The 20,167-nt window shown below is 71.5% G+C and carries 20 protein-coding genes; 11 read left to right on the top strand and 9 right to left on the bottom strand.

The features are described 5' to 3' along the window. The first annotated feature begins 68 nt into the window (after positions 1–68). On the top strand, positions 69–761 hold the full coding sequence (locus FDO69_RS22570) for a GAF and ANTAR domain-containing protein (protein ID WP_104781675.1): 693 nt from the start codon (positions 69–71) through the stop codon (positions 759–761). 4 nt (positions 762–765) lie between these two features. On the opposite strand, the gene FDO69_RS22565 is transcribed toward FDO69_RS22570, so the two are convergent. After that, complete coding sequence (locus FDO69_RS22565; RefSeq protein WP_104781674.1) at positions 766–2,898, bottom strand: SpoIIE family protein phosphatase; 2,133 nt, start codon at positions 2,896–2,898, stop codon at positions 766–768. A 237-nt stretch (positions 2,899–3,135) separates the two neighbouring features. On the opposite strand from FDO69_RS22565, the gene FDO69_RS22560 reads away from it, so the two are divergent. Beyond that, entirely contained in the window at positions 3,136–3,864 is a 729-nt protein-coding gene (locus FDO69_RS22560) for an ankyrin repeat domain-containing protein (RefSeq protein WP_234388035.1), read from the top strand. A 76-nt stretch (positions 3,865–3,940) separates the two neighbouring features. Here FDO69_RS22560 and FDO69_RS22555 read toward each other — a convergent pair whose 3' ends face one another. Continuing rightward, a complete protein-coding gene (locus FDO69_RS22555) occupies positions 3,941–4,123 on the bottom strand; it encodes a hypothetical protein (protein WP_104781672.1) in 183 nt (60 codons plus the stop codon). A 335-nt stretch (positions 4,124–4,458) separates the two neighbouring features. Between FDO69_RS22555 and FDO69_RS22550 the strand changes: the two genes are divergently transcribed. From FDO69_RS22550 to FDO69_RS22520, 7 genes are all read left to right on the top strand, one after another. Continuing rightward, entirely contained in the window at positions 4,459–5,280 is an 822-nt protein-coding gene (locus FDO69_RS22550; protein WP_104781671.1) for a chitosanase, read from the top strand. A gap of 84 nt (positions 5,281–5,364) precedes the next feature. Further along, positions 5,365–6,327: a DMT family transporter gene (locus FDO69_RS22545; RefSeq protein WP_104781670.1), complete on the top strand. Its 963-nt coding sequence runs from the start codon at positions 5,365–5,367 to the stop codon at positions 6,325–6,327. A 58-nt stretch (positions 6,328–6,385) separates the two neighbouring features. Further along, positions 6,386–8,638 carry an MMPL family transporter gene (locus FDO69_RS22540; RefSeq protein WP_104781669.1) on the top strand — a complete coding sequence of 751 codons (2,253 nt, stop codon included), beginning with the start codon at positions 6,386–6,388 and terminating at the stop codon, positions 8,636–8,638. A gap of 294 nt (positions 8,639–8,932) precedes the next feature. Then, a complete protein-coding gene (locus tag FDO69_RS22535) occupies positions 8,933–9,529 on the top strand; it encodes a hypothetical protein (protein ID WP_234388034.1) in 597 nt (198 codons plus the stop codon). A 1-nt stretch (position 9,530) separates the two neighbouring features. Then, positions 9,531–9,965: a phage holin family protein gene (locus tag FDO69_RS22530; RefSeq protein WP_104781668.1), complete on the top strand. Its 435-nt coding sequence runs from the start codon at positions 9,531–9,533 to the stop codon at positions 9,963–9,965. After that, positions 9,941–10,645 (top strand): DUF3618 domain-containing protein, encoded by a 705-nt coding sequence (locus tag FDO69_RS22525; protein WP_104781667.1) that lies wholly within the window; start codon positions 9,941–9,943, stop codon positions 10,643–10,645. Before FDO69_RS22530 ends, FDO69_RS22525 begins: the two co-directional genes overlap by 25 nt. Before the next feature lie 92 nt (positions 10,646–10,737). Beyond that, positions 10,738–11,526: a DUF2382 domain-containing protein gene (locus tag FDO69_RS22520; protein WP_104781666.1), complete on the top strand. Its 789-nt coding sequence runs from the start codon at positions 10,738–10,740 to the stop codon at positions 11,524–11,526. Between the two features lie 105 nt (positions 11,527–11,631). Here the strand turns inward: FDO69_RS22520 and FDO69_RS22515 are convergent, their stop codons facing one another. The 4 genes from FDO69_RS22515 to FDO69_RS22500 form a co-directional block, all read right to left on the bottom strand. Next, a complete protein-coding gene (locus tag FDO69_RS22515; RefSeq protein WP_104781665.1) occupies positions 11,632–12,399 on the bottom strand; it encodes a sulfite exporter TauE/SafE family protein in 768 nt (255 codons plus the stop codon). 744 nt (positions 12,400–13,143) lie between these two features. Continuing rightward, complete coding sequence (locus FDO69_RS22510; RefSeq protein WP_104781663.1) at positions 13,144–15,171, bottom strand: DUF1996 domain-containing protein; 2,028 nt, start codon at positions 15,169–15,171, stop codon at positions 13,144–13,146. A gap of 252 nt (positions 15,172–15,423) precedes the next feature. After that, positions 15,424–16,104, bottom strand: a complete 681-nt coding sequence (locus FDO69_RS22505; RefSeq protein ID WP_104781662.1) for a lytic polysaccharide monooxygenase auxiliary activity family 9 protein — start codon at positions 16,102–16,104, stop codon at positions 15,424–15,426. A 146-nt stretch (positions 16,105–16,250) separates the two neighbouring features. Then, a complete protein-coding gene (locus FDO69_RS22500) occupies positions 16,251–16,883 on the bottom strand; it encodes a GNAT family N-acetyltransferase (RefSeq protein ID WP_104781661.1) in 633 nt (210 codons plus the stop codon). Positions 16,884–17,015: 132 nt separating this feature from the next. Between FDO69_RS22500 and FDO69_RS22495 the strand changes: the two genes are divergently transcribed. After that, positions 17,016–18,143 carry a YihY/virulence factor BrkB family protein gene (locus FDO69_RS22495; protein WP_167526656.1) on the top strand — a complete coding sequence of 376 codons (1,128 nt, stop codon included), beginning with the start codon at positions 17,016–17,018 and terminating at the stop codon, positions 18,141–18,143. A gap of 13 nt (positions 18,144–18,156) precedes the next feature. On the opposite strand, the gene FDO69_RS22490 is transcribed toward FDO69_RS22495, so the two are convergent. The 3 genes from FDO69_RS22490 to FDO69_RS22480 all read right to left on the bottom strand — a co-directional run bounded on the left by FDO69_RS22490 (position 18,157) and on the right by FDO69_RS22480 (position 19,569). Next, positions 18,157–18,609 (bottom strand): flavodoxin family protein, encoded by a 453-nt coding sequence (locus FDO69_RS22490; RefSeq protein WP_234388033.1) that lies wholly within the window; start codon positions 18,607–18,609, stop codon positions 18,157–18,159. An 88-nt stretch (positions 18,610–18,697) separates the two neighbouring features. Next, complete coding sequence (locus FDO69_RS22485; protein WP_104781658.1) at positions 18,698–19,129, bottom strand: DUF3618 domain-containing protein; 432 nt, start codon at positions 19,127–19,129, stop codon at positions 18,698–18,700. Then, on the bottom strand, positions 19,126–19,569 hold the full coding sequence (locus tag FDO69_RS22480; RefSeq protein ID WP_170320926.1) for a phage holin family protein: 444 nt from the start codon (positions 19,567–19,569) through the stop codon (positions 19,126–19,128). Before FDO69_RS22480 ends, FDO69_RS22485 begins: the two co-directional genes overlap by 4 nt. Before the next feature lie 148 nt (positions 19,570–19,717). On the opposite strand from FDO69_RS22480, the gene FDO69_RS22475 reads away from it, so the two are divergent. After that, positions 19,718–20,167, top strand: coding sequence for an SRPBCC family protein (locus tag FDO69_RS22475; protein ID WP_104781657.1), 450 nt, complete (start codon positions 19,718–19,720; stop codon positions 20,165–20,167).

Raw genomic sequence — 20,167 nt, 5'->3', positions numbered from 1 at the left:
GAACGAACGGCCGTACGAAGCGGCACGGAGTACGGTGGTCGGGACCGGCGAGCAGGACGGTGGTTGCGGTGGAGTGGCAACGGTACGCCGAGCAGATGGCGCGGCTCGCCAGGGAACTGGGCGCGCAGGATTCGCTCCAGGCGACGCTGGACGCGATCTCGTCGTCGGCGGTGAAGGTGATCGACGGCTGCGACGCCGCCGGGATCCTGGCGGTCTCGAAGGGCCGGGCCGTGACCCTTTCCGTGTGCGGTGACATGGTCGCGGAGTCGGACCGGTTGCAGGGCGAGTTCGGTGAGGGGCCGTGCTTCGACGCCGCACGTCGCGTGGACGGGGAGCGGCTGTTCCGGATCGCCGACATGACCCGGCCGCAGCCGTCCTGGCCGCGGTACAGCCGGGCGGCCCGCGACCTCGGGATCGGCAGCATGACGGGTGTCCTGCTCTACACCCACGAGGAGGACTTCGGTGCGCTGAACCTCTACTCGCGCCGTCCCGGGGCCTTCGGCGAGGACATCGAGGCCGCGGGCTGGCTGCTCGCCTCCCATGCCGCGGTGGCGCTGGCCACGGCCCGAACCGTGGACCAGTTGGAGCACGCGCTGGAGACCCGGCACGCCATCGGTGAGGCCATGGGGATCCTGATGGAACGCCATGAGCTGAGCGAGGACGAGGCCTTCGGTGTGCTGCGGCGCATCTCCCAGGACCACAACCTCAAGCTGCGCGACGTGGCCCGGCGGGTCACCTCCGCTTCCCCTGACCGGGGTTGACGGCTCACGCCCGACCGTCGCCCAGCCGGGAGGCGCGCAGGAGGAGCACCGCGATGTCGTCGGTGTGCTGTCCGGTGGGGGTGGTGTGGCGGACGAGCCGGTCGATGAGCCGTTCCAGGTCGTGGCCGTCGGCGGTGTCCAGGTGCGCGGCGAGGTCGGTGGTGGTGCGGGTGGCGTCGGTGCCGGGGAGTTCGACCAGGCCGTCGGTGTACAGGGCGAGGGTGGTGCCGGGGAGCAGGGGCACGGTGGTGACCGGGTAGTCGGTGCCGGTGTCGATGCCCAGCAGCGGGCCGGGCTCCACGTCGAGGACGCCGGCGGGATGCCGGGCCTGGCGCAGCAGAGGCGGCACGTGTCCCGCGCTGGCGAGGGACGCCTGGTGGCGGCCCAGGTCGAGATGGACGAAGAGGCAGGAGACGAGCAGTTCGGAGTCGAGGTCGGCCAGGAGCCGGTTGGTGCGGGCGAGGACCTGGCCTGGTGCGGCGCCGGCGGTGGCGTGGGCGTGGATGGCGGTGCGGACCTGGCCCATGAGGGCGGCGGCGGCGACGCTGTGGCCTTCGACGTCGCCGATCACGGCGGCCGCGCTCGTGTCGTTCAGGCGCAGCACGTCGAAGAAGTCTCCGCCGACCTCGGTGCCGTGGCCGGCGGGCAGGTAGCGGGCGGCGACGTCGAGGCCGGGCAGGCGCGGCAGGGCCCGGGGCAGCAGGGCGCGCTGCAGTTCGTGCACGAGCCGGTGTTTGGTGTCGTAGAGCCGGGCGCGGTCGAGGGCCTGGGCGATCAGGCCGGACAGCGAGGTGAGGACGGCACGTTCGTCGGCGGTGAAGGTGTGCGGACGGGTGTAGGACAGGATGCAGCAGCCGACCGGCCGGCCGGAGATGACCAGAGGGAGGAACGCCCAGGCCTGTTTGCCGCTGATCTGGGGTGCTCCGGGGTAGCTTGCGGCCAGCTCGCCGGGGCCGGCGAAGAAGGCGGGGGTGCCGCTGGCGAGGACCTGACCGGCGGGGGTGAGGTCGGTGTCCAGGGACAGGGCGTCGAGCCGCTCCATGACGTCGGCCGGATAGCCGTGGTGGCCGATGATCTTCAGCCGGCCCGCGTCGACGCTGGACAGCACCAGGCCCTGGGCGGCGAAGGCGGGCAGGATCTGGTGGGCGATCAGCGCGACGAGGTCGCGCACGGTCACCGACTCGGTGAGCGCGGCGGCCAGGTGCACGAGCTGGTAGAGGCGTCCCGTCGGTGCGGCCACAGGCGGCCCTGCACCGGTGGGCGGCGCGTGCTCGGCATGCTCCGCGCTCGGCAGGACGCGGACGCTGATGCCGCTGGTGTCGGGGTAGAGCTGGAAGGTCAGCGGCTGGTCCGGCGGGCGGAGCGCGGTGAAGGAGACCGGAGCACGGCTGACGATCGCCGTCCGGTAGTGGTCCTCGAAGACGGGGTCGTCGAGCCAGGGCAGGGAGTGCCAGGGACGGGTGCCGAGGAGACGGTCCGCGCCGCGACCGAGCAGTCGTGCCGCGGTGGCGGTGGCGAAGGTGATGCGGCCCTCCAGATCGAGGGCCAGGGCGCCCTCGGGGAGGCGTTCGAGGTAGTCGGCGGCGGCCAGACCGGTCTGCGCGGGGTGGCGGGTGGCGTCGACGGGGACGACGCGCGGCAGGTCGGGCAGGGACGGCGGCCGGGTGGCGTCGTCCAGGAGGCGGGCCATGCGGCGGGCGCTGGAGGTGATGTGACCGTGTTCGCGTGGTGTGACCCGGGGCGGCCGGCCGGCGGGCCACATCAGCACGAGACCGCCCCAGGAGCGTCGTACCCCGGTCAGCGGGGCGGCGACCAGGGCGAACGGGTAGGGCAGGACGGCGGCGGCCCGGGGGTACCGGCGGGCCATCTCGTCCTGGCCGGCGATGCTGACCAGCGCGTCGTCGTGGATCGCGTCGGTGACCGGGACGGGTGCGGTCAGGGGCAGCCGCTGCCAGGGGGCGCTGAAGGCCACCGGAAGACCGCACAGCGCGACCAGGCGCAGCACCGGCTCCGCCTCCTCGATGAGGTAGAGGCCGCCGATCGAGGCGCCTGTACCGCGCACGGTGTCGGCCAGCGCGATCCCCAGGGCATCGTCCGGCGATCCGGAGCCGCCGGAGTGCTCCTTGCTCCCGGGCATGATGTCCTCCCGCTCCTACCCCGGACGCTACGCCTGGCCGAGCGTGCGGGCATGTCGTCCGACGGGTGCCCGGTTTGCGGGTGGATGTGCAGGCTCGGGGCCTGGCCGTCGGACGGTCGGCGACCGCGTGCCGGCGGTTTCGCACAGGCGGCCGTACCGGCGGTTTCGCACAGGTGGCCGTGCCGGCGGACGTCTGCTGGCAGAATCGGGAACCCTGGACGGCATGGGGAGGCCGGCTTGCAGACGCTGACATCGCGGGACCCGCTGGCCGTCGCCGTCACGGAGGCGATCCGGGCCGGAGATCTGCCCGGGCTCCGTCACCTGCTGGCCGAGCATCCCGGCCTCGCCACGGTGCGCATCACCGAAGAGGGTGAGGACGGCACGGGCACGCGCAGTCTGCTGCACATCGCGACCGACTGGCCGGGGCACTTCCCCCGCGGTCCCGAGGTGGTCGCGGCCCTGGTGGCCGCCGGAGCCGACCCCCGCGCCCGTTTCGCCGGGGCGCACGAGGAGACGCCACTGCACTGGGCGGCCAGCAGCAACGATGTGCCCGTGCTGGACGCGCTCATCGCAGCGGGGGCCGACATCGAAGCGCCCGGTGCGGTGATCGGCGGCGGTACTCCGCTCGCGGACGCCCGGGGATTCGGCCAGTGGCGTGCCGCCCACCGGCTGATCGAACACGGCGCTCGCGTCACCCTGCAGGACGCGGCCACGCTCGGGCTGCTCGACCGGGTCCGGGCCTACGTCGAGGCGGATCAGCCGCCGTCACCGGACGAGATCACCAGCGCGTTCTGGGGCGCCTGCCACGGTGGGCGGCTGGCGACCGCGCAGTACCTGCACCAGCACGGCGCGGACCCCGACTGGCGCGGCTACGACGGCATGACCCCGCTCGACATCGCCCGCGCCCAGGACGCCGACGACGTCGTGCGGTGGCTGTGCGACCTGGGCGCGAGGAGCGCCTCCTGAGGGTCTGTTGCGAAAGCGGCGCCTGCCGCGCGACGCCACTTTCGCGACAGATCCTGGCGGCCCGCCCGACGGGGCCTCACAGGCAGTAGCGCACGAGCCATTCGTCCTGGTTGTACGCGGTGCGCGCCGGGTCGGGCACGCTGGCTGCCCGCTCCTCGACCATGTCCTCCACGCGCACCGGCTCCGGCAGTGCCCCGAAGCGTGCCCGGCGGGCGGCGCTCTCCGCCTCGCTCCCCTGCTGCGACGTCGCCTCGTCCACGGCGATTCCCCTCTCCGGCTGGTCGGTCCGACCGTTCGGCCCTTGGCGGGCACTGAGTTGACGTGCGAGGCCTGCTGTTGGTTCCCGTGGCGCCGAGCGGCGGTGGAAGTCGCGCTGCCACCGGTGTCCGGCGAGGGGTAGCCGGCTGTTCGTCCGTGAGCGGGCGGCCGTCCCTCAGGGCGATGGTGCGCGTGGTCGCGAGGCGCGAACCGGCTTGTTCGACCCTACGAACTTCCAACCCGCCTGTTTCCCTTGCGTCTTCACAGTGATAGGAAACCTTCCTATCAGTTCTGCACGGCCCGCTCTTCCAACCCCCCACTCTGCTTGGAGGCACCGTGAGACACCCCTCTGCCCCGGCCGGCCGCCGTACCGTCCTGGCATTGTTCGGCGCGGCCCTCGCGACCACCCCGTTCCTGAAGCCGCCGCGTGCCACGGCCTCCGTGGCCGCGGCCGGGCTCGACGACCCGGCGAAGAAGGAGATCGCCATGCAGCTCGTGTCGAGCGCGGAGAACTCCTCGCTCGACTGGAGGGCGCAGTACCAGTACATCGAGGACATCGGCGACGGCCGCGGTTACACCGCCGGCATCATCGGCTTCTGCTCCGGCACCGGCGACATGCTGGACCTCGTCGAGCTCTACACCGCCCGCAAGCCCGGCAACGCCCTCGCGAGATACCTGCCCGCCCTGCGCGAGGTCGACGGCTCCGACTCGCACGCCGGACTCGACCCCTCCTTCCCCGGCGACTGGCGCCGGGCGGCGCGGGACGCCGAGTTCCGGCGCGCCCAGGACGACGAGCGCGACCGGGTGTACTTCGACCCGGCGGTCCGGCAGGGGAGGGCCGACGGGCTGCGGGTACTGGGCCAGTTCGCCTACTACGACGCCATCGTCATGCACGGCGACGGCGGCGACCCCACGAGTTTCCGCAACATCCGCAGGCGGGCCCTGCGGACGGCGAAGCCGCCGGCGCAGGGCGGTGACGAGGTGACGTACCTCCACGCCTTCCTGGACGCACGGGTGTGGGCCATGAGACAGGAGGAGGCACACAGCGACACGAGCCGGGTCGACACCGCCCAGCGCGTCTTCCTGAACCGGCGCAACCTCGATCTCACCCCGCCGCTGGACTGGAAGGTCTACGGCGACAGCTACCACATCGGCTGACGCAGCGGCCCGGGAAAGTGGTCCACCGAGCAGGCACGGAAGTGGACTCCTTCCCGGGCCGCCCGGTTGCCTAGCGTCACCCCCATGAACGCCACGACCACGCGCGGATCCCTGCTCGCCGCGCTCGCCTGCGTCCTCGTCGGAGGGTCCTTCACGGCCAACAGCGTGCTGGGCGACTACCCGTACGCGGGCGGTCAGTTCCTGCGCTACGGGCTGGCCTGTCTGTTACTGCTCCCGGTGGCCTGGAAGGGTGCTGCCGACCGGCTGCGAGCCCTGACACCCCGCCAGTGGGGCCGTCTCGCCCTGCTCTCGGCGGTCGGCATGGTCGGATTCAACCTGGCCGTCATCGCCGCCGAGCGCACGGCGGAACCGGCGGTGCCCGGCGTGTTCGTGGGCTGTGCGCCGGTGGCCGTCGCCGTGCTCGTCCCCCTGCTGGACGGGCGCGGGCCGCAACGCACGGTGCTGTACGGCGCGTTGCTCGTGGCTGTCGGCGCCTTCACCGTCCAGGGCTGGGGGCGCACGGACGGCGTGGGCATCGCCTTCTCCGTGTGTGCCCTGGCCGGGGAGGTCGGGTTCGCCGTGCTCGCGGTCCCCGTGCTGCGGCCGCTCGGGCCGCGGCTGCTGTCCGCAGTCGTGTGCGCCGTCGCCACGCTGGAGTCGGCGGCGATCGGGTTGCTGGTCGACGGGGGCGGGTGGCTGCGACGGCCCGACGGCGTCGAGACGGCCGCGCTGCTGTGGCAGGCGGTGGTGGTCACCGTGGTCGGCTTCGTGTGCTGGTACATGGGCATGCGGCGGATCGGCGCGGAACGCGCCACCCTGTTCTCCGGCCTCATCCCGGTCGCGGCGGCCTGCACCGCACCGCTCGTCGGCACGGGCTCCTACGGACTCCCCCAGGCGGCGGGCAGCGCACTGGTGGGGCTCGGGGTGGCGCTCGGTTCGGGGGTACTGGGGCGGGCGGGAGGCGAGCCCCGTTCACGGGGGCGGGCCTTTCGGGGGAACGGGCGCCCGGAGTCTCGCGGTGTCCGCGTGCCTGAAAGGCCCGAGTGATCCCACGTGCATCTAATGGACGGCATTGACCTCCCGGCCGACACAGGAGACGACGTCCATGCCGCACAGCCGCACCGGTGGAGGGGACCAGAAGGCCGTGCGCGGGGGTGTGCTGCGGCGGCTGGGCGAGTGGTGCGCACGCCACTTCGTCATCGTCATCATCGCCTGGCTGGTGGCACTGGTGGCACTGCAGGTCATCAGCCGTGAATTCGGGGGGGCGTACTCCGACAACTTCAGCCTGCCGCAGGCGCAGGCCCAGAAGGGCCTGGACGTGCTGAAGGCGCACGATCCCCAGGCCGGCGGCTACAGCAGCCAGATCGTGATGCACGACGACCAGCAGCCGCTGACCGCGCTGGGTTCCCAGATGTCCACCACGGTCGCCGATCTGGAAAAGCTCCCGCACGTGCTGTCCGCCCAGAATCCGCTGTCCGCGCCGGCCACGCCGAGCGGTCAGCAGAACGTGGGGCCGTTGTCGGACGACAAGAAGACGGCCTACATCACCGTCCGTTTCAACGTGCAGCCCTCGACGCTCGGCGACGACTACCTCAACGGGGTCGACAGCGCCGTGCAGCCGTTGCGGTCGGCCGGGGCGGAGGTCGAGTACGGCGGACCGCTCGGCGAGCTCGCCCGGCCGTCCGCCGACGACCGGGTGAGCGAGCTGATCGGTTTCGGCGTGGCGGTCATCGTGCTGCTGGTCGGGTTCGGAAGCGTGATCGCCGCCGTCGTCCCGCTGCTGAGCGCGCTGATCAGCGTCGTCGGTGGTCTCGCCATCCTCGGGCTGCTGGCGGCGGCCTTCACCTTCGCGACGGTCTCTCCGACCCTGGCCACGATGATCGGCCTCGGTGTCGGCATCGACTACGCGCTGTTCATGCTCACCCGGCACCGGCAGAACCTCATCGACGGCATCGACCCGGTGCGGGCCGCGGGTCAGGCCGCGAGCACCAGCGGCCATGCCGTTCTCGTCTCGGGCTGCACGGTGATCATCGCGTTGGCAGGCCTGTCCGCGTCCGGGGTCTCCTTCATCTCCCTGCTCGGTGTGGCCGCCGCCGTCACCGTCGTCTCGGCCGTCGTCGGCGCGCTCACCCTGGTGCCGGCCCTGCTCGGCTTCATCGGCCGGCACATCGACCGCTTCCACGTGCGCCCTCCCATCGCCGAGACCGAAGCGGGGGCGGGTGACACGCCGCAGGGCACCTGGCACCGGTACGCGCAGCGGGTGGAGCGCAGACCGCTGTGGTTCCTGTCGGCGGGTGTCGCCGTGGTCGTGGTCCTCGCGATCCCGTTGTTCTCCATCCAGCTCGGGCACATCGGCGACGGCGCCGATCCGACGTCCTTCACGGACCGACGGGCGTTCGACCTCATGTCCGACGCCTTCGGGCCGGGCTCGAACGGCCCGCTGACGGTCGTCATCGACCAGACGAACGTGCCCCAGTCGCAGCGCTCCGCCCTGGCCTCGAAGGCCCAGCAGTCGCTCGACGAGGTCCAGGGCGCCGCCGTCGTCACTCCCCTGACGCCCACGCAGGACGGCGACATCCTGACCGGCACGGTCTACTCGACCAAGTCCCCGCAGAACGCCACGACCACGGACCTGACCAACCGTCTCGTCGACGACACGCTGCCGGACGCGGTCCAGGGCACGGACGCGAAGGGGTACGTCACCGGTACGACGGCGACACAGGTCGACTTCCGTGACATCGTCGCCTCCCAGCTGCCCGTGATCATCGCCGTCGTGGTGGGTCTGGCGTTCCTGATCATCCTGGCCGTGTTCCGGGGGCTGCTCGTCGCCGTCAAGGCGGCCGTCCTGAACGTGCTGTCGATCGCCGCGTCGTACGGGGTGGTCGTCGCGGTCTTCCAGTGGGGCTGGGGCGGACCCGCCCTCGGGGTCCACGGCAAGGTGCCCATCGAGAGCTACGTGCCGATGATGATGTTCGCCATCGTCTTCGGCCTCAGCATGGACTACGAGATCTTCCTGCTGTCGCGTGTGCATGAGGCCTGGCTCCGCACCGGGGACGCCAAGGGGTCGGTCGCGCACGCCCTGGAGATCACGGCCCGGGTCATCACCTGTGCCGCCCTGATCATGGTGAGCGTGTTCGCGGCGTTCCTCCTCAGCGACAACATCGTGGTCAAGATGCTCGGTCTCGGCCTGGCCGTCAGCGTGCTCATCGACGCGACCGTCGTACGGCTGCTCATGGTGCCGGCCGTGATGACGCTGCTCGGGCGGCACGCCTGGTGGATGCCGCGGTGGCTGGACCGGGTGGTGCCGCACATCGACGCCGAGGGAGCACAGGCCGGCTCGCGTTCGGCGTCTCACTGAAACGCAATTCCGCCCGCTTCTTCAACTCGCCCACGGCATCGGCTGCTTGCGACGGCTTCGCGCCTCACCCCGAACACCTCGGCCCGAAATATCCCTTTTTACTGTTTTGGCCTAGTGGGTGTGGTTAATCGAGGAGGGTGCGCGTGGGACGGCAGCCGGAGCGAGAAGAGCCGGCCGCGAGCCCCCGCATCCGGCCGGACGCGTCGACGCGCGGAGGTGGACGGCGTATGCCGTCGCCGCGGCGCTCCGGTCCTTAGAGACCGAATCCACGGGCGGTGCCTGAGGGAGAACACCATGAGCGAGATGGCGAACGAGAGCACCGGTCGTGCCCAGCAGGCCGGCCGGACGGCGAAACAGGAGGCGTCGGCCACGGCCGGTCAGGCCAGAGAAGGGGCGAGTCAGGTCGTGGGCACGGCCACCGAACAGGTCAGAGCCGTCACCGATGAGGCCAGGGCCCAGGCCGGCGCGATGGCCGGTGACCTGCGGACGCGGGTCACCGAGGAGGCCGAGAACCAGACGCGGCGGGGAGCAAAGGTCATGCGGCAGTGGGCGGACGATCTGTCCGGTCTCGCGGACAGCTCCGACACGGACTCGCCCGCCAGGAGCCTCGTGACGCAGGCGGCCGACCGCGGTCACCGGGCCGCCGACTACCTGGACGCACGGGGCGTGGGCGGAGTGGTCGACGATCTGCAGGACTTCGCCCGCCGGCGCCCCGGCGCCTTCCTCGGCGGAGCGGTCGTGGCCGGGTTCGCCGTGGGACGGCTCGCCAAGGCCGGCAGCAAGGCCAACGGTTCCGGCTCGGACCGGTCGGCGCAGTCGAGCACCTCCGGCACCCGGACCCTGCCCGAGGACGCGGCGCCGCAGGAGCTGCCGGGTCACGGGGAGGCGTGAGATGTCGTCGCTCACGCCCCACGCCCCGTACCGACACGCTCCGAAGCACCGCGGCGAGGAGGACAGCTCGGTGGGGGAGCTGCTCTCGACGGTGACGTCGGACGTGCAGCAGCTGCTGCACCAGGAGGCGGAACTGGCCAAGGCCGAGATCCGGGAAGAGGCCACCAAGGCGGGCAAGGCGGCCGGGATGTTCGGCGGAGCCGGGTTCGCCGGGTACATGGTGGCCGTCTTCCTGAGCCTGGCGGCGACGTTCGCCCTGGCCAACGTCATGGACCTTGGATGGGCCGCGCTGATCGTCACCGGCCTGTGGGCCGTGATCGGCCTGGTCCTCTACCGACGGGGCCGCGCGCAGATGCGCACCGTGTCGCCGAAGCCGGAGCAGACCATGCAGACACTGAAGGAGGACATGCAATGGGCACGGCACCCGACCAGATAAGGGCCGACATCGAAACCACGCGGGAGAGACTGTCCGAGGACGTCTCCCGGCTGGCCGACCGCGCCCGCCCCCGCCGGATCGTCCGGCGTCGCACCCGGCGCGCCCGCGGCGCTCTGCACGGGGTCAGGGAGCGGGTGATGGGCAGCGCCTCGGAGATCACCGGGCAGACCACCGGCCGCACCAGGCAGGCCGCCCGGTCGATGCAGGAATCCACCGGTCAGGCCGCCGACACCACGCGCCAGGCCGCCGGAAAGGCCGTCGGCACCGCACGTGAGGCCGCCGGGCAGGCCGGAGAGGCGGCACGGCAGGCCCCTGAGCAGGCGATGCGGCAGACGCAGGGCAACCCGCTCGCGGCCGGCCTGATCGCCTTCGGCGCGGGACTGCTGACCGCCTCACTGCTGCCCACCTCGCAGGCCGAGGAGCAGGCGGCAGAGCGGGCCGGAGAGGCCGTCGAGCCGGTGAAGCAGGCCGCGTTGGAGTCCGCGCAGCAACTGAAGGAAGACGCCACCCAGGCCGGCCGCGAGGCCGCCCAGGAGGTCAAGGACACCGCGTCCGAAGCCGCCCGCGCCACCAAGGAACAGGCCGGAGAACAAGCCGGGCACGTCACCGACCAGGCCCGCCGCTCCGCACAGACCACGGCGGGGGAGGCACGCGGGCAGACCGGCAGCCCCGGACCGTAGGCACCCCGCCGCCCGACCGGCCGCACTCGGAGACAAGCACAGCCCGAGCCCGTCGGCCGACCGCCCATATGAAGATTTCAGGAGATATCGCAATGATCACCCGAGAGCAGATCGCCACCGTGCTGGACCACCCGGTCCATGACGCCAGGGGCGACAAGATCGGCGACGCCAGGCACGTCTTCTTCGACGACATGACCGGCGAGCCCGAGTGGGTCAGCGTACGGACGGGCCTGTTCGGCACCAGCGAGTCCTTCGTACCCATCCACGATGCGGCCCTCGTCGAGGACCACCTCGAAGTGCCGTACGCCAAGGACCAGGTCAAGGACGCGCCCAACGTCGACATAGATGCCGGCGGCCACCTGTCCGAACAGGAGGAGCAGCGCCTGTACCAGTACTACGGCATCGACTGGGACGCCGCCTGGCAGGGCCCGCACTCCGGTACCGGCCAGGCGCCCGGCACCACCGGCACAACCGGCACAACCGGCGCCGCCGACGACGCGATGACGCGGTCCGAGGAGGAAATGCACGTCGGTGTCGAACGCCATGAGGCCGGCCGGGCGCGGCTGCGCAAGTACGTCGTCACCGAAGAGCAGCAGTACACCGTCCCCGTACGCCACGAAGAGGTCCGCGTCGAGCGGGAGCCCATCACCGAAACCAACCGGGACAGGGCGATGGCCGGACCGGACATCACCGAGGCGGAACACGACGTCACGCTGTACGAAGAGCAGCCGGTGGTGGAGACCAGGGCCGTGCCGAAGGAGCGGGTCCGCCTGACCACCGAGGAAGTCACGGAGGAGGAGACCGTCACCGGCGAGGTCCGCAAGGAACGTATCGAAACCGAGGGGACCGACGAGCAAGGGGACCAGCGGCGCCGCCGCTGATCTCCACCGGGCGCCCGGGCCGGGAGGGCTGAGAACCTCCCTCCCCGGGCGTCCGCCGTACGCGCCGGGCCGAACGGGCCCTGCTGCGATGAGGGGCGGCCGCGGTCAGTGCAGCACCAGGTGGACGAGGGCGACGGTGCCGACCGACACGATCAGGGTCCGCAGGACGGCGGGGCTGAAGCGGCGTCCCGTTCTGGCTCCGACCAGACCGCCGAGCGCCGATCCGGCGGCGATGAGCAGGACGGCCGTCCAGTCGAAGTGGGCGAAGAACAGGAACACTACGGCGGCGACGGTGTTGACGACGGCGGCCAGCACGTTCTTCACGGCGTTGAGCCGCTGGAGCGTCTCGTCGAGCAGCATGCCCATCAGGGAGACGTAGATGATGCCCTGCGCGGCGGAGAAGTAGCCGCCGTAGACGCTGGCCAGCGTCAACCCGGTGAACAGCAAGAATCCGCCGTCACGGCGCACGGGGCTGCTCCCCGTCTCACGACGGCGGCGCACCCTCTTCGCGATCCAGGGCTGGCACGCGACCAGGATGAGGGCGAGGCCCACCAGGATCGGCACGATCCGCTCGAACGCCGACGCGGGCAGGGTCAGCAGCAGTACGGCGCCCGTGAGGCCGCCCAGTACGGCGCCGATGCCGAGCAGCAGGACGCGCCTGCCCTGACCGCGCAGTTCCTCGCGATAGCCGAGGACCGCGGTGACGGAACCGGGGACCAGGCCCAGCCCGTTGGACACCGTGGCGGTGACCGGGGGCAGTCCGGCGGCCAGCAGCACCGGGAAGGTGATCAGCGTTCCCGAGCCGACGACGGCGTTGACGGCTCCGGCGCCCGTGCCGGCGGCGAGCACGGCGGCCATCTCCCACGGTGTCACGCCGCCGCTCCGCCACTCGTGCCACTCCCGGTGAGGTTCATGGGGTCACGCTAGAGGGTGGACCCTTCGGCGGCCGTCGAAGGGTGCCGGAACACGGGGGGCGGGGCGCGGGGCCGGGGCGCGGGCCGGAACGCGGGGCCGGAGCAGGAGCTCGGCGGGATGCGCGTCGGGAACACGGGCTTGGCCCGGGACAGGCGGCCGGAGCAGGGGCTCGGCCCGGGACGCTGAGCCGGAGCAGGGCCCGCCCGGGACGCGCGGCCGGAGCAGGAGCTCGGCGGGATGCGCGGCCGGAGCACGGGCCCGGCCCGGGACACGCGGCCGGAGCACGGCTCAAGCCCGGGACGCTGAGCCGGAGCACGGGCTCGACCCGGGACGCGCGGCCGGAGCAGGAGCTCGGCGGGATGCGCGGCCGGAGCACGGGCCCGGCCCGGGACACGCGGCCGGAGGACGGCTCAAGCCCGGGACGCTGAGCCGGAGCACGGGCTCGACCCGGGACGCGCGGCCGGAGCAGGAGCCCGGCGGGATGCGCGGCCGGAGCACGGGCTCGGCCCGGGACGCGCGGCCGGAGCAGGAGCTCGGCGGGATGCGCGGCCGGAGCACGGGCTCGACCCGGGACGCGCGGCCGGAGCAGGAGCTCGGCGGGACGCGCGGCCGGAGCACGGGCTCAAGGCCCGGGACGCGGGACGGCGGCGGGGTCCGGTGGGGATCCCGCCGCCGTTCACGGCTCACGTCCGGGCGTGGCTTCTAGCCGCGCCGTACCCGGCGCAGGACGACGAAGCCCGCGATGACCAGCACTGCGCCCGCCGCGGCCGGCCAGAGCTGCGCTCCGGTGTCGGCCAGGCCGCCCTCGCCGACCGCCTGGGGCTCGGTACGGGACGGGGCCGACGGGGTCGGGGCGGCACTGGTCGCCGTGCCGACGGCCTGCGACTCGCCGAGGCCGTCCGCGTCCTCGCCGCCATCGTCCTTCGGCCCGCCGTCCTCCCCGGCGGCGTTGCCGCCGTCGGCCGAGGCGGTCGCCTTCACCTCGGGCTGTGCCGTGCCCGGGGCCGTGGACGCGTCACCGGGCTCCGGTTCGGGGACCGGCTTGTCCGCCGGGGGCTTCGGGGCCTCACCCTTGCCGTCGTCACCGTCGCCCTTGTCACCGGGCTTGTTGCCGCCTCCGTCGCCGTTCTGCGGGGCCTCCGGCGCCTTCGTCGGCTCCCCCTGCGGGGGCTCCGGCGTCTTCGTCGGCTCCTCCTGCGGGGCCTCGGGAGTCTTCGTCGGCTCCTCCTGCGGGGGCTCCGGCGTCTTGGTGGGCTCCTCCTCGGGCTCCTCGCCCGGTGCGGGGTTCTGCCCGCCGTCCGCTCCGGCTCCGCACTTACGGCCGTCGTTGATGCAGTCGACCATCTCCCCCATCAGATCCTCGTCGAAGATGTTGATGAAGTCGCCGTGGTCCGTGACCGGCTTGTGCAGCTGCTCCGGGAAGGAGTCGACCGCGAACAGCGGTGTCGTACGGCCGCCGTCCTGCAGACTCGGCGCGTCGACGTCGTAGACGATGCGCTGGACGAGCTGCGGGATGGGGCGGAAGCCGGACGGGCAGTTCCCTGCGGCGTCCGCGAACGCCACGTGCGTACGGTGGTTGGCGCTGTCGATGTTGCGACCGTCCCAGCAGCTCTGGAACTTGAAGGTCCGAACGACGTCGCTGCCCTGAGGGCACAGCGGGTACTTGTCCTTCAGCTGCCGGTCCTCGAAGCCGGTGCAGCTCCAGGAGGCGTTGGCGTTGGCCGGGCCGTTGACGAACGACTTGGCGTCGCCGGTGATGATGCGCAGCAGCCGCGGCATGGCCGTGACCTTCTCGCGCGGGTTGCCGACGAACGTCAGCGTGACCTGCTTCGGCGTCACGATCTCGCCGGCGTTGCCCTCGATGCCACCGCCGGGCTTGCCGGCGTCCTGCTCCTGGGCGCCGTTCTGCAGACGCACGACGGGCCAGTAGTAGGACGACTTGTCGCCCTGGTCGGCGCAGCTGGTCTCGGCCTTCGCCAGGTCCTGGTCGCTGGCGAAGGCGTTGTTGGACTGGTTGCCGACGTAGTCGTGGAAGTGGTGGGCGCCGTTGGTGACGCCCGGCGCGGCGATGATGTTGTCGGAGTTGAACAACCCGTTCTCGTTCACGCCGCAGCTGGTGGCGAAGGAACCGCGGGATGCGCCGCCCTCCTCGCGCGGGTCGTTCACATTGGGCTGGACGCTCTTGATGTCCGCGAAGTCGGCGGCGACGGGGCCGTTGCCCGCCTGTCCGCCGTTGGCGCCCTGGCCGTTCGGCTGCCCCTGGCCTGCCTGGCCCTGCTCCTGGCCGGGCTGCTCGGTTGCGTCGGCGTCCTCGCCTTCGCCCTGCGCGGGAGGCTTGTTGCCGTCCTGGAGGGTGCAGGCGGCGAGGGCGTCGAGCCCTTCGGGGCGGTCTCCCACGCGGTCGATGGCGATGGAGATGCGCTCGAGGGTCGCGACCCGCTTCTCCTTGAGCGGGTTCACGACCGCGCTGTCGGCGAAGCCGGGGTCCTGCTGCACCTGCTGGGCCGATTCGCTCAGCCGCTGGTAGGCCTTGGCTATCTGCTCGTCCAGGAGGGCGAGTCCCTTGTCGACCTCCCCCCGCGCCTGCTCGGGGACCGAGGTCAGCTTGCTGCCGACGTCCGGGCAGTCGATCGTGGCGCCCGCGGTCCGGACCCCCGTGCCGGACCGCGTCTGGGCGGAGTCACCGCCCGAACCACCGTCCGTGGCCGAGGCGTAGACGTTCGCGGCCATCAGCCCGCCTCCGCCGAGGATCAGTGCGAATGCGGCGAAGGTCGCGCGTCGTGGGCCGGTAGGGCGTCTTCGCGTGTTGCGTCCCAAGGGTGCTCTCCTGCGCTTGTGGCGTGCCGGGCATGAAAATCCCCTCGCCCCATACGTGCGGGAGCGCCGCTGTGTTCACTCGCCTCGAAAACTTTCGGAGAATTCTCATGAAGCCCGAACCCGCCCGGGCCCCGCCGGACACGCCCTCCGGCGGGGCGGCGCAGGTCAGCGGAAGTTCACGTCACTACACAGGAAGTAGGTCTGGTCCATGTGCGAGGCCTGCCAGATCGTGTACACGATGTGCCGGCCGCTCCGTCCCGAAGTGCTCACCGGAATCTCGTAGTTCTGGCTGGGCGCGTACCTGTCGGTGCGCTTGACGAGCTGGAGGTCGTTCCACGTCAGCGGCCGGGTGGTGGGGTCGAAGCCCTGCCGCGTGACGTACACCAGGAAGTAGTCGGCGCCGTGACTGGCCTGGTCGTGGAGCTTCACCGTGAAGTCGCCGGTGATGTCCGTCGTCTTCCAGGCGCCGACCGCGTCGAGGGAGTTGTACCGGCCGCCCTCGGTACGGCCACCGCTGCACAGTTGGCCGTTGGGGACGACGGCCTGGAAGTTCCCACCGGAACCGTTGCGGTACAGGCCGTTCCAGTTCCACATGGCGTTGGCGTCGGCCCGCCACGCCTGCCAGCACATGGGGTCCTGCTGGGCCATCGCGGGGTTCAGGTGGTCGCTGCCCCAGCGCAGCCAGCAGCCGTAGTTGCGGGAGGCCGGGTCGACGACCGAGCCGTGGGCCACGGCGGTGCCGCTCCACGGAATGAGGCCGAGCAGTGCGGCAACCAGCACGCTGAGGGCGAGCGTCAGACGGGACCTGAACCAGGATGCTCGTAAGTCATGACCATGACAATTCATGATCTCCTCTTTCGGATGTGGGGGTTTGCCCTGCGTTCAGTTTCACGTTTTTCGATCATGTTTCGAGGTGGGAGCGCTCCCACTTTGCATAGAGTGCGCCCGATGCCGCGGCTCGGCAATGTGCGATCGCGCCACTTCCGTGTCAGTCAGAGCCGGTCGAGTTCCTTGGTGGCGCGTCCGAGGCAGGTGACCTCACCCGGCACGGGGATGTCGATCTCCTCGAAGCCCATGCGGTCGTAGAAGGCCCTGGCCCGAGTGTTGGCGGTCGCCATGATCAGATGCACGGCCGGGACTCCCCCGTCCTGCAGGGCCCGCAGGAACGTCCGCATCAGGCGGCGGCCGTGGCCCCGGCCCTGCCAGGCGGGCAGCAGGTCGATATGCAGATGCGCGGGGCAGGCGGCCAGTTCGGGCAGAACCATCCGTTCGGGGTGGTGCAGCAAGCCCGCGATCACCTCGTCCGGGGTACGCGGCGGCCGGGGCGGTTCCGGATAGGCGTCGGCGACCAGAGGCAGCCATGTGGTGCGGAATGCCTCGGCGAAGCGCGGGGTGTCGGCCGTGCCTAGGATGTAGCCGACCGCCCGCCCGTGCCCGTCGTCCAGCACGAAGGCCAGGTCCGGCTCCAGATGCGCGTACGGCGCGGCGAAGGTCACCGGGAAGATGCCAGGGTCCGCGTAGTGGGGGCGGCTGTCCTCGCCGCGGTGGGCGGTGCGGATGCAGATGTCGTCGAGGGCCGGGCGGTCCTCGGGGTGGTAGGGGCGGACGGTGGGCGATGTGGTCATGGTGGCATCGTGCCGCTGTGGGAGCGCTCCCTCAACCCCTTCCGCCGAGCTTCCGGACACCTCACGCCGGCGCCCCGCACCCGGCCTGCACGAGCACGGCTTAAGGCCCTCGGCAGGGGTTACCCGGCTCACATGGTGAAACTGCATATTCCGGGACGGAAAGAACACCACGAGACGGAGGCCCGGCCTCCGGAAAGCCCCCGCCCGGGGCCCGAGGCGGATCGCCCGGATACTTCCGAGGAGGCACGCCGGGAGGCCCACGCCCCTGATTCCGAAGAGATCGGGCCGAGCCCCGAGGTGGAGCGTGCGGCGCCGGACACGCCGACCGACCTGCCACGGAAGTCGTGGGGCGCGATATTGAAGGGAAGTCTGCGGGAGTTCAAGGACGACGAGCTGACCGACCGGGCGGCCGCGCTGACCTACTACGGTGTGCTGGCACTGTTCCCGGCGCTGCTGGTCCTGGTGTCGATGCTGGGTCTCACCGGCAAGTCGACCACGGACAAGGTGCTCGAGAACGTCCAGCAGCTGGCACCCGGCTCGGCACGCGACATCATCACCCGGGCCGTCGAACAGTTGCAGGGCAACGCCGGCATCGGCTCGCTGATGGCGATCGTCGGCATCGTGCTGGCGGTGTGGTCGGCGTCCGGTTACGTGGCCGCGTTCATCCGCTCGGCCAACGCCGTCTACGACATGCCCGAGGGCCGGCCGGTGTGGAAGCTGCTGCCGGTGCGGGTGGGTGTGACGGTCGTGCTGATGGTGATGGCCGTGATCAGTGCGCTGATCGTGGTCTTCACGGGTGGGCTCGCCCGGCAGGTGGGGACGACCCTGGGCATCGGTGACACCGCCCTGACGGTGTGGACGTTCGCGAAGTGGCCGGTGCTGGTGCTGCTGGTGACGACCATGATCGCGATCCTTTACTGGGCGACCCCGAACGCCAAGGTGAAGGGCTTCCGCTGGATCACGCCCGGCAGTCTGCTGGCCCTGCTGATCTGGATGGTCGCCTCCGCCGGCTTCGCGGTCTACGTGGCCAACTTCGCCTCGTACAACAAGACCTACGGCACCATGGCCGGTGTCATCGTCTTCCTCGTCTGGCTGTGGATCACCAACCTGGCGATCCTGCTGGGTCTGGAGTTCGACGCGGAGACGGTGCGCCAACGGGCCATCGCCGGTGGGCATCCGCCCGAGGCCGAGCCGTACACCCAGCCGCGGGACACCCGGGCGTGGGACGAGCAGGACCGGCGCCGGGTGGAGGAGGCCTGACGGTCCGTGCGGTTCAGCCCATGAGTCCGGCGGCGACCGTCGCGCCCAGTTCCCAGCACCGTTCGAGGTCGCCCTTGTCCGGCTCGCCGGTCACGGTCACGGCCTCGGCGGTGCGGCGCCAGCCGAGGCCCGTCGTGACCGACTCGATGCCGCGTACCGCTCCGGTGACGTCGTTGCCGCCGTGCACCCAGTAGCCGAAGGGGCGGCCGCGGGTGGCGTCCAGGCACGGGTAGTAGACCTGGTCGAAGAAGTGCTTGAGCGCTCCGGACATGTAGCCGAGGTTCGCGGGAGTGCCCAGAAGGAAGCCGTCGGCGGCGAGGACGTCGGAGGCGGTGGCGGACAGCGCGGGCACGCGGACGACCCGGACGTTCTCGATCTCGGGGTCACTCGCCCCGGAGACGACGGCTTCGAACATCGCCTGGCAGTTCGGCGAGGGCGTGTGATGGACGATCAACAAGGTGGCCACGGCACCCGACCTTGCCGTCCGGGCACGCGTCACGCAAGCCCGGGCCCCGTCACCTCGTGCGGTGACGGGGCCCGGGTGTCGCTGTCGCTCAGCGGTTTCCGCGACGGCGGATCAGCAGGCAGGCCACCAGGACGGCACCCGCGCCCGCGAGCAGGGCGGCACGGTGGTCGCGCACCTGCTGCGGGGCCTTTTCCTGCCAGACCTGCTCGGCCTGCGCGGCCTTCTCCTTGGCGCCCTGAGCGGCGGCGGCGCCCTTCTGCTTGACCGGCTCGGGCAGCTTCTCCTCCACGGTGTGGGCGACGTGCGCGGCCTTGGCCCTGGCCTGCCCGCTCCACTCCTGGGCCTTCACCCCGGCCTGCTCCTTGACCGCGACGGCCTTCTCACGTGCGCGGGTCTTGACGTCGGCCCGGTCCGCAAGCGCCTGGACGGTGTCGCCGAGTTCGTGGCGGGTGTGCTCGACCTGCTCGCGCAGCTCCTCCTGGCTGCGGGCGGTCGGCTCGTCGTGCGGAGGCTGGGTCATCGCTGTGCACTCTCCTTGATCTCGGCCACGTCGGCCTTCACGCTGTCGATGGTCTGCTGCGGGGCGGGCGGGGTGGCGCTGCGCACCTGTTTGCGGCCGGCCAGCGCCGTCAGGCCCGTGGCGACGGCCAGGACGCCGGTGACGATCAGCGCCGCCGCCCACACCGGCAGCGGGACGGCCAGGGCGGCGATCACCGTGGCGACCAAGGCCTGAAGGGTGACGAAGCCGAGGACGCCGGCTCCGCCGAACAGGCCGCCCCCCTTGCCGAAGCGTTTGCCCTTCTCGGTCATCTCCGCCTGGGCGAGGCGCATTTCGCCGCGCACCAGGTCGGTCAGCTGCTCGGTGGCCCGTTGCACCAGCTCGCCCACCGGCTCCTGCCCGGCCGCCGACGCGCTCCCTGTGCGGGGAGCGGCGGGGGCCGAGCGATGCGTGTCCGCCATGACGATCACCTCCCGGTCCGTAGTTCCCGGCCGAGTACCAGCCAGGACGGAAAAAACACCTGGTCGGACAACTTGTGATGACGAGGAGTGAGCGGCGCGAGATCTGGTACCCGTCCGTCGCTCACACACGAGAGAGGGAGGTTTCGCCTTGTCGCAGGTAGAGGAATCCATCGAGGTCCGCGTGCCGGTGCACACCGCGTACAACCAGTGGACGCAGTTCGAGTCCTTCCCCGAATTCATGGACGGCGTCGAGCGCATCGAGCAGCGCACCGACACCCTCACGCACTGGGTGACGAAGGTCGGCGGACAGGCGCGGGAGTTCGACGCGGAGATCACCGAACAGGTCCCGGACGAGCGCGTCGCCTGGACCACCGTGGGCGGCGAGGCGCGGCAGGCCGGTGTGGTGACGTTCCACCGCATCCAGGACGACACGACCAAGGTCATGCTGCAGATGGACTTCGACCCCAGTGGCGTGGCAGAGAACGTCGGCGACAAGCTGGGTTTCGTGAAGCGGCAGGTCTCCGGTGATCTGAAGCGGTTCAAGCAGTTCATGGAGGCTCGCGGGACGGAGACCGGCGCCTGGCGCGGCGCGGTCTGA

The sequence above is a fragment of the Streptomyces tibetensis genome (genome assembly GCF_007655005.1).
Taxonomy (GTDB): Bacteria; Actinomycetota; Actinomycetes; order Streptomycetales; family Streptomycetaceae; genus Streptomyces; species Streptomyces tibetensis.
This window is presented reverse-complemented; position numbering and strand designations above follow the sequence as displayed.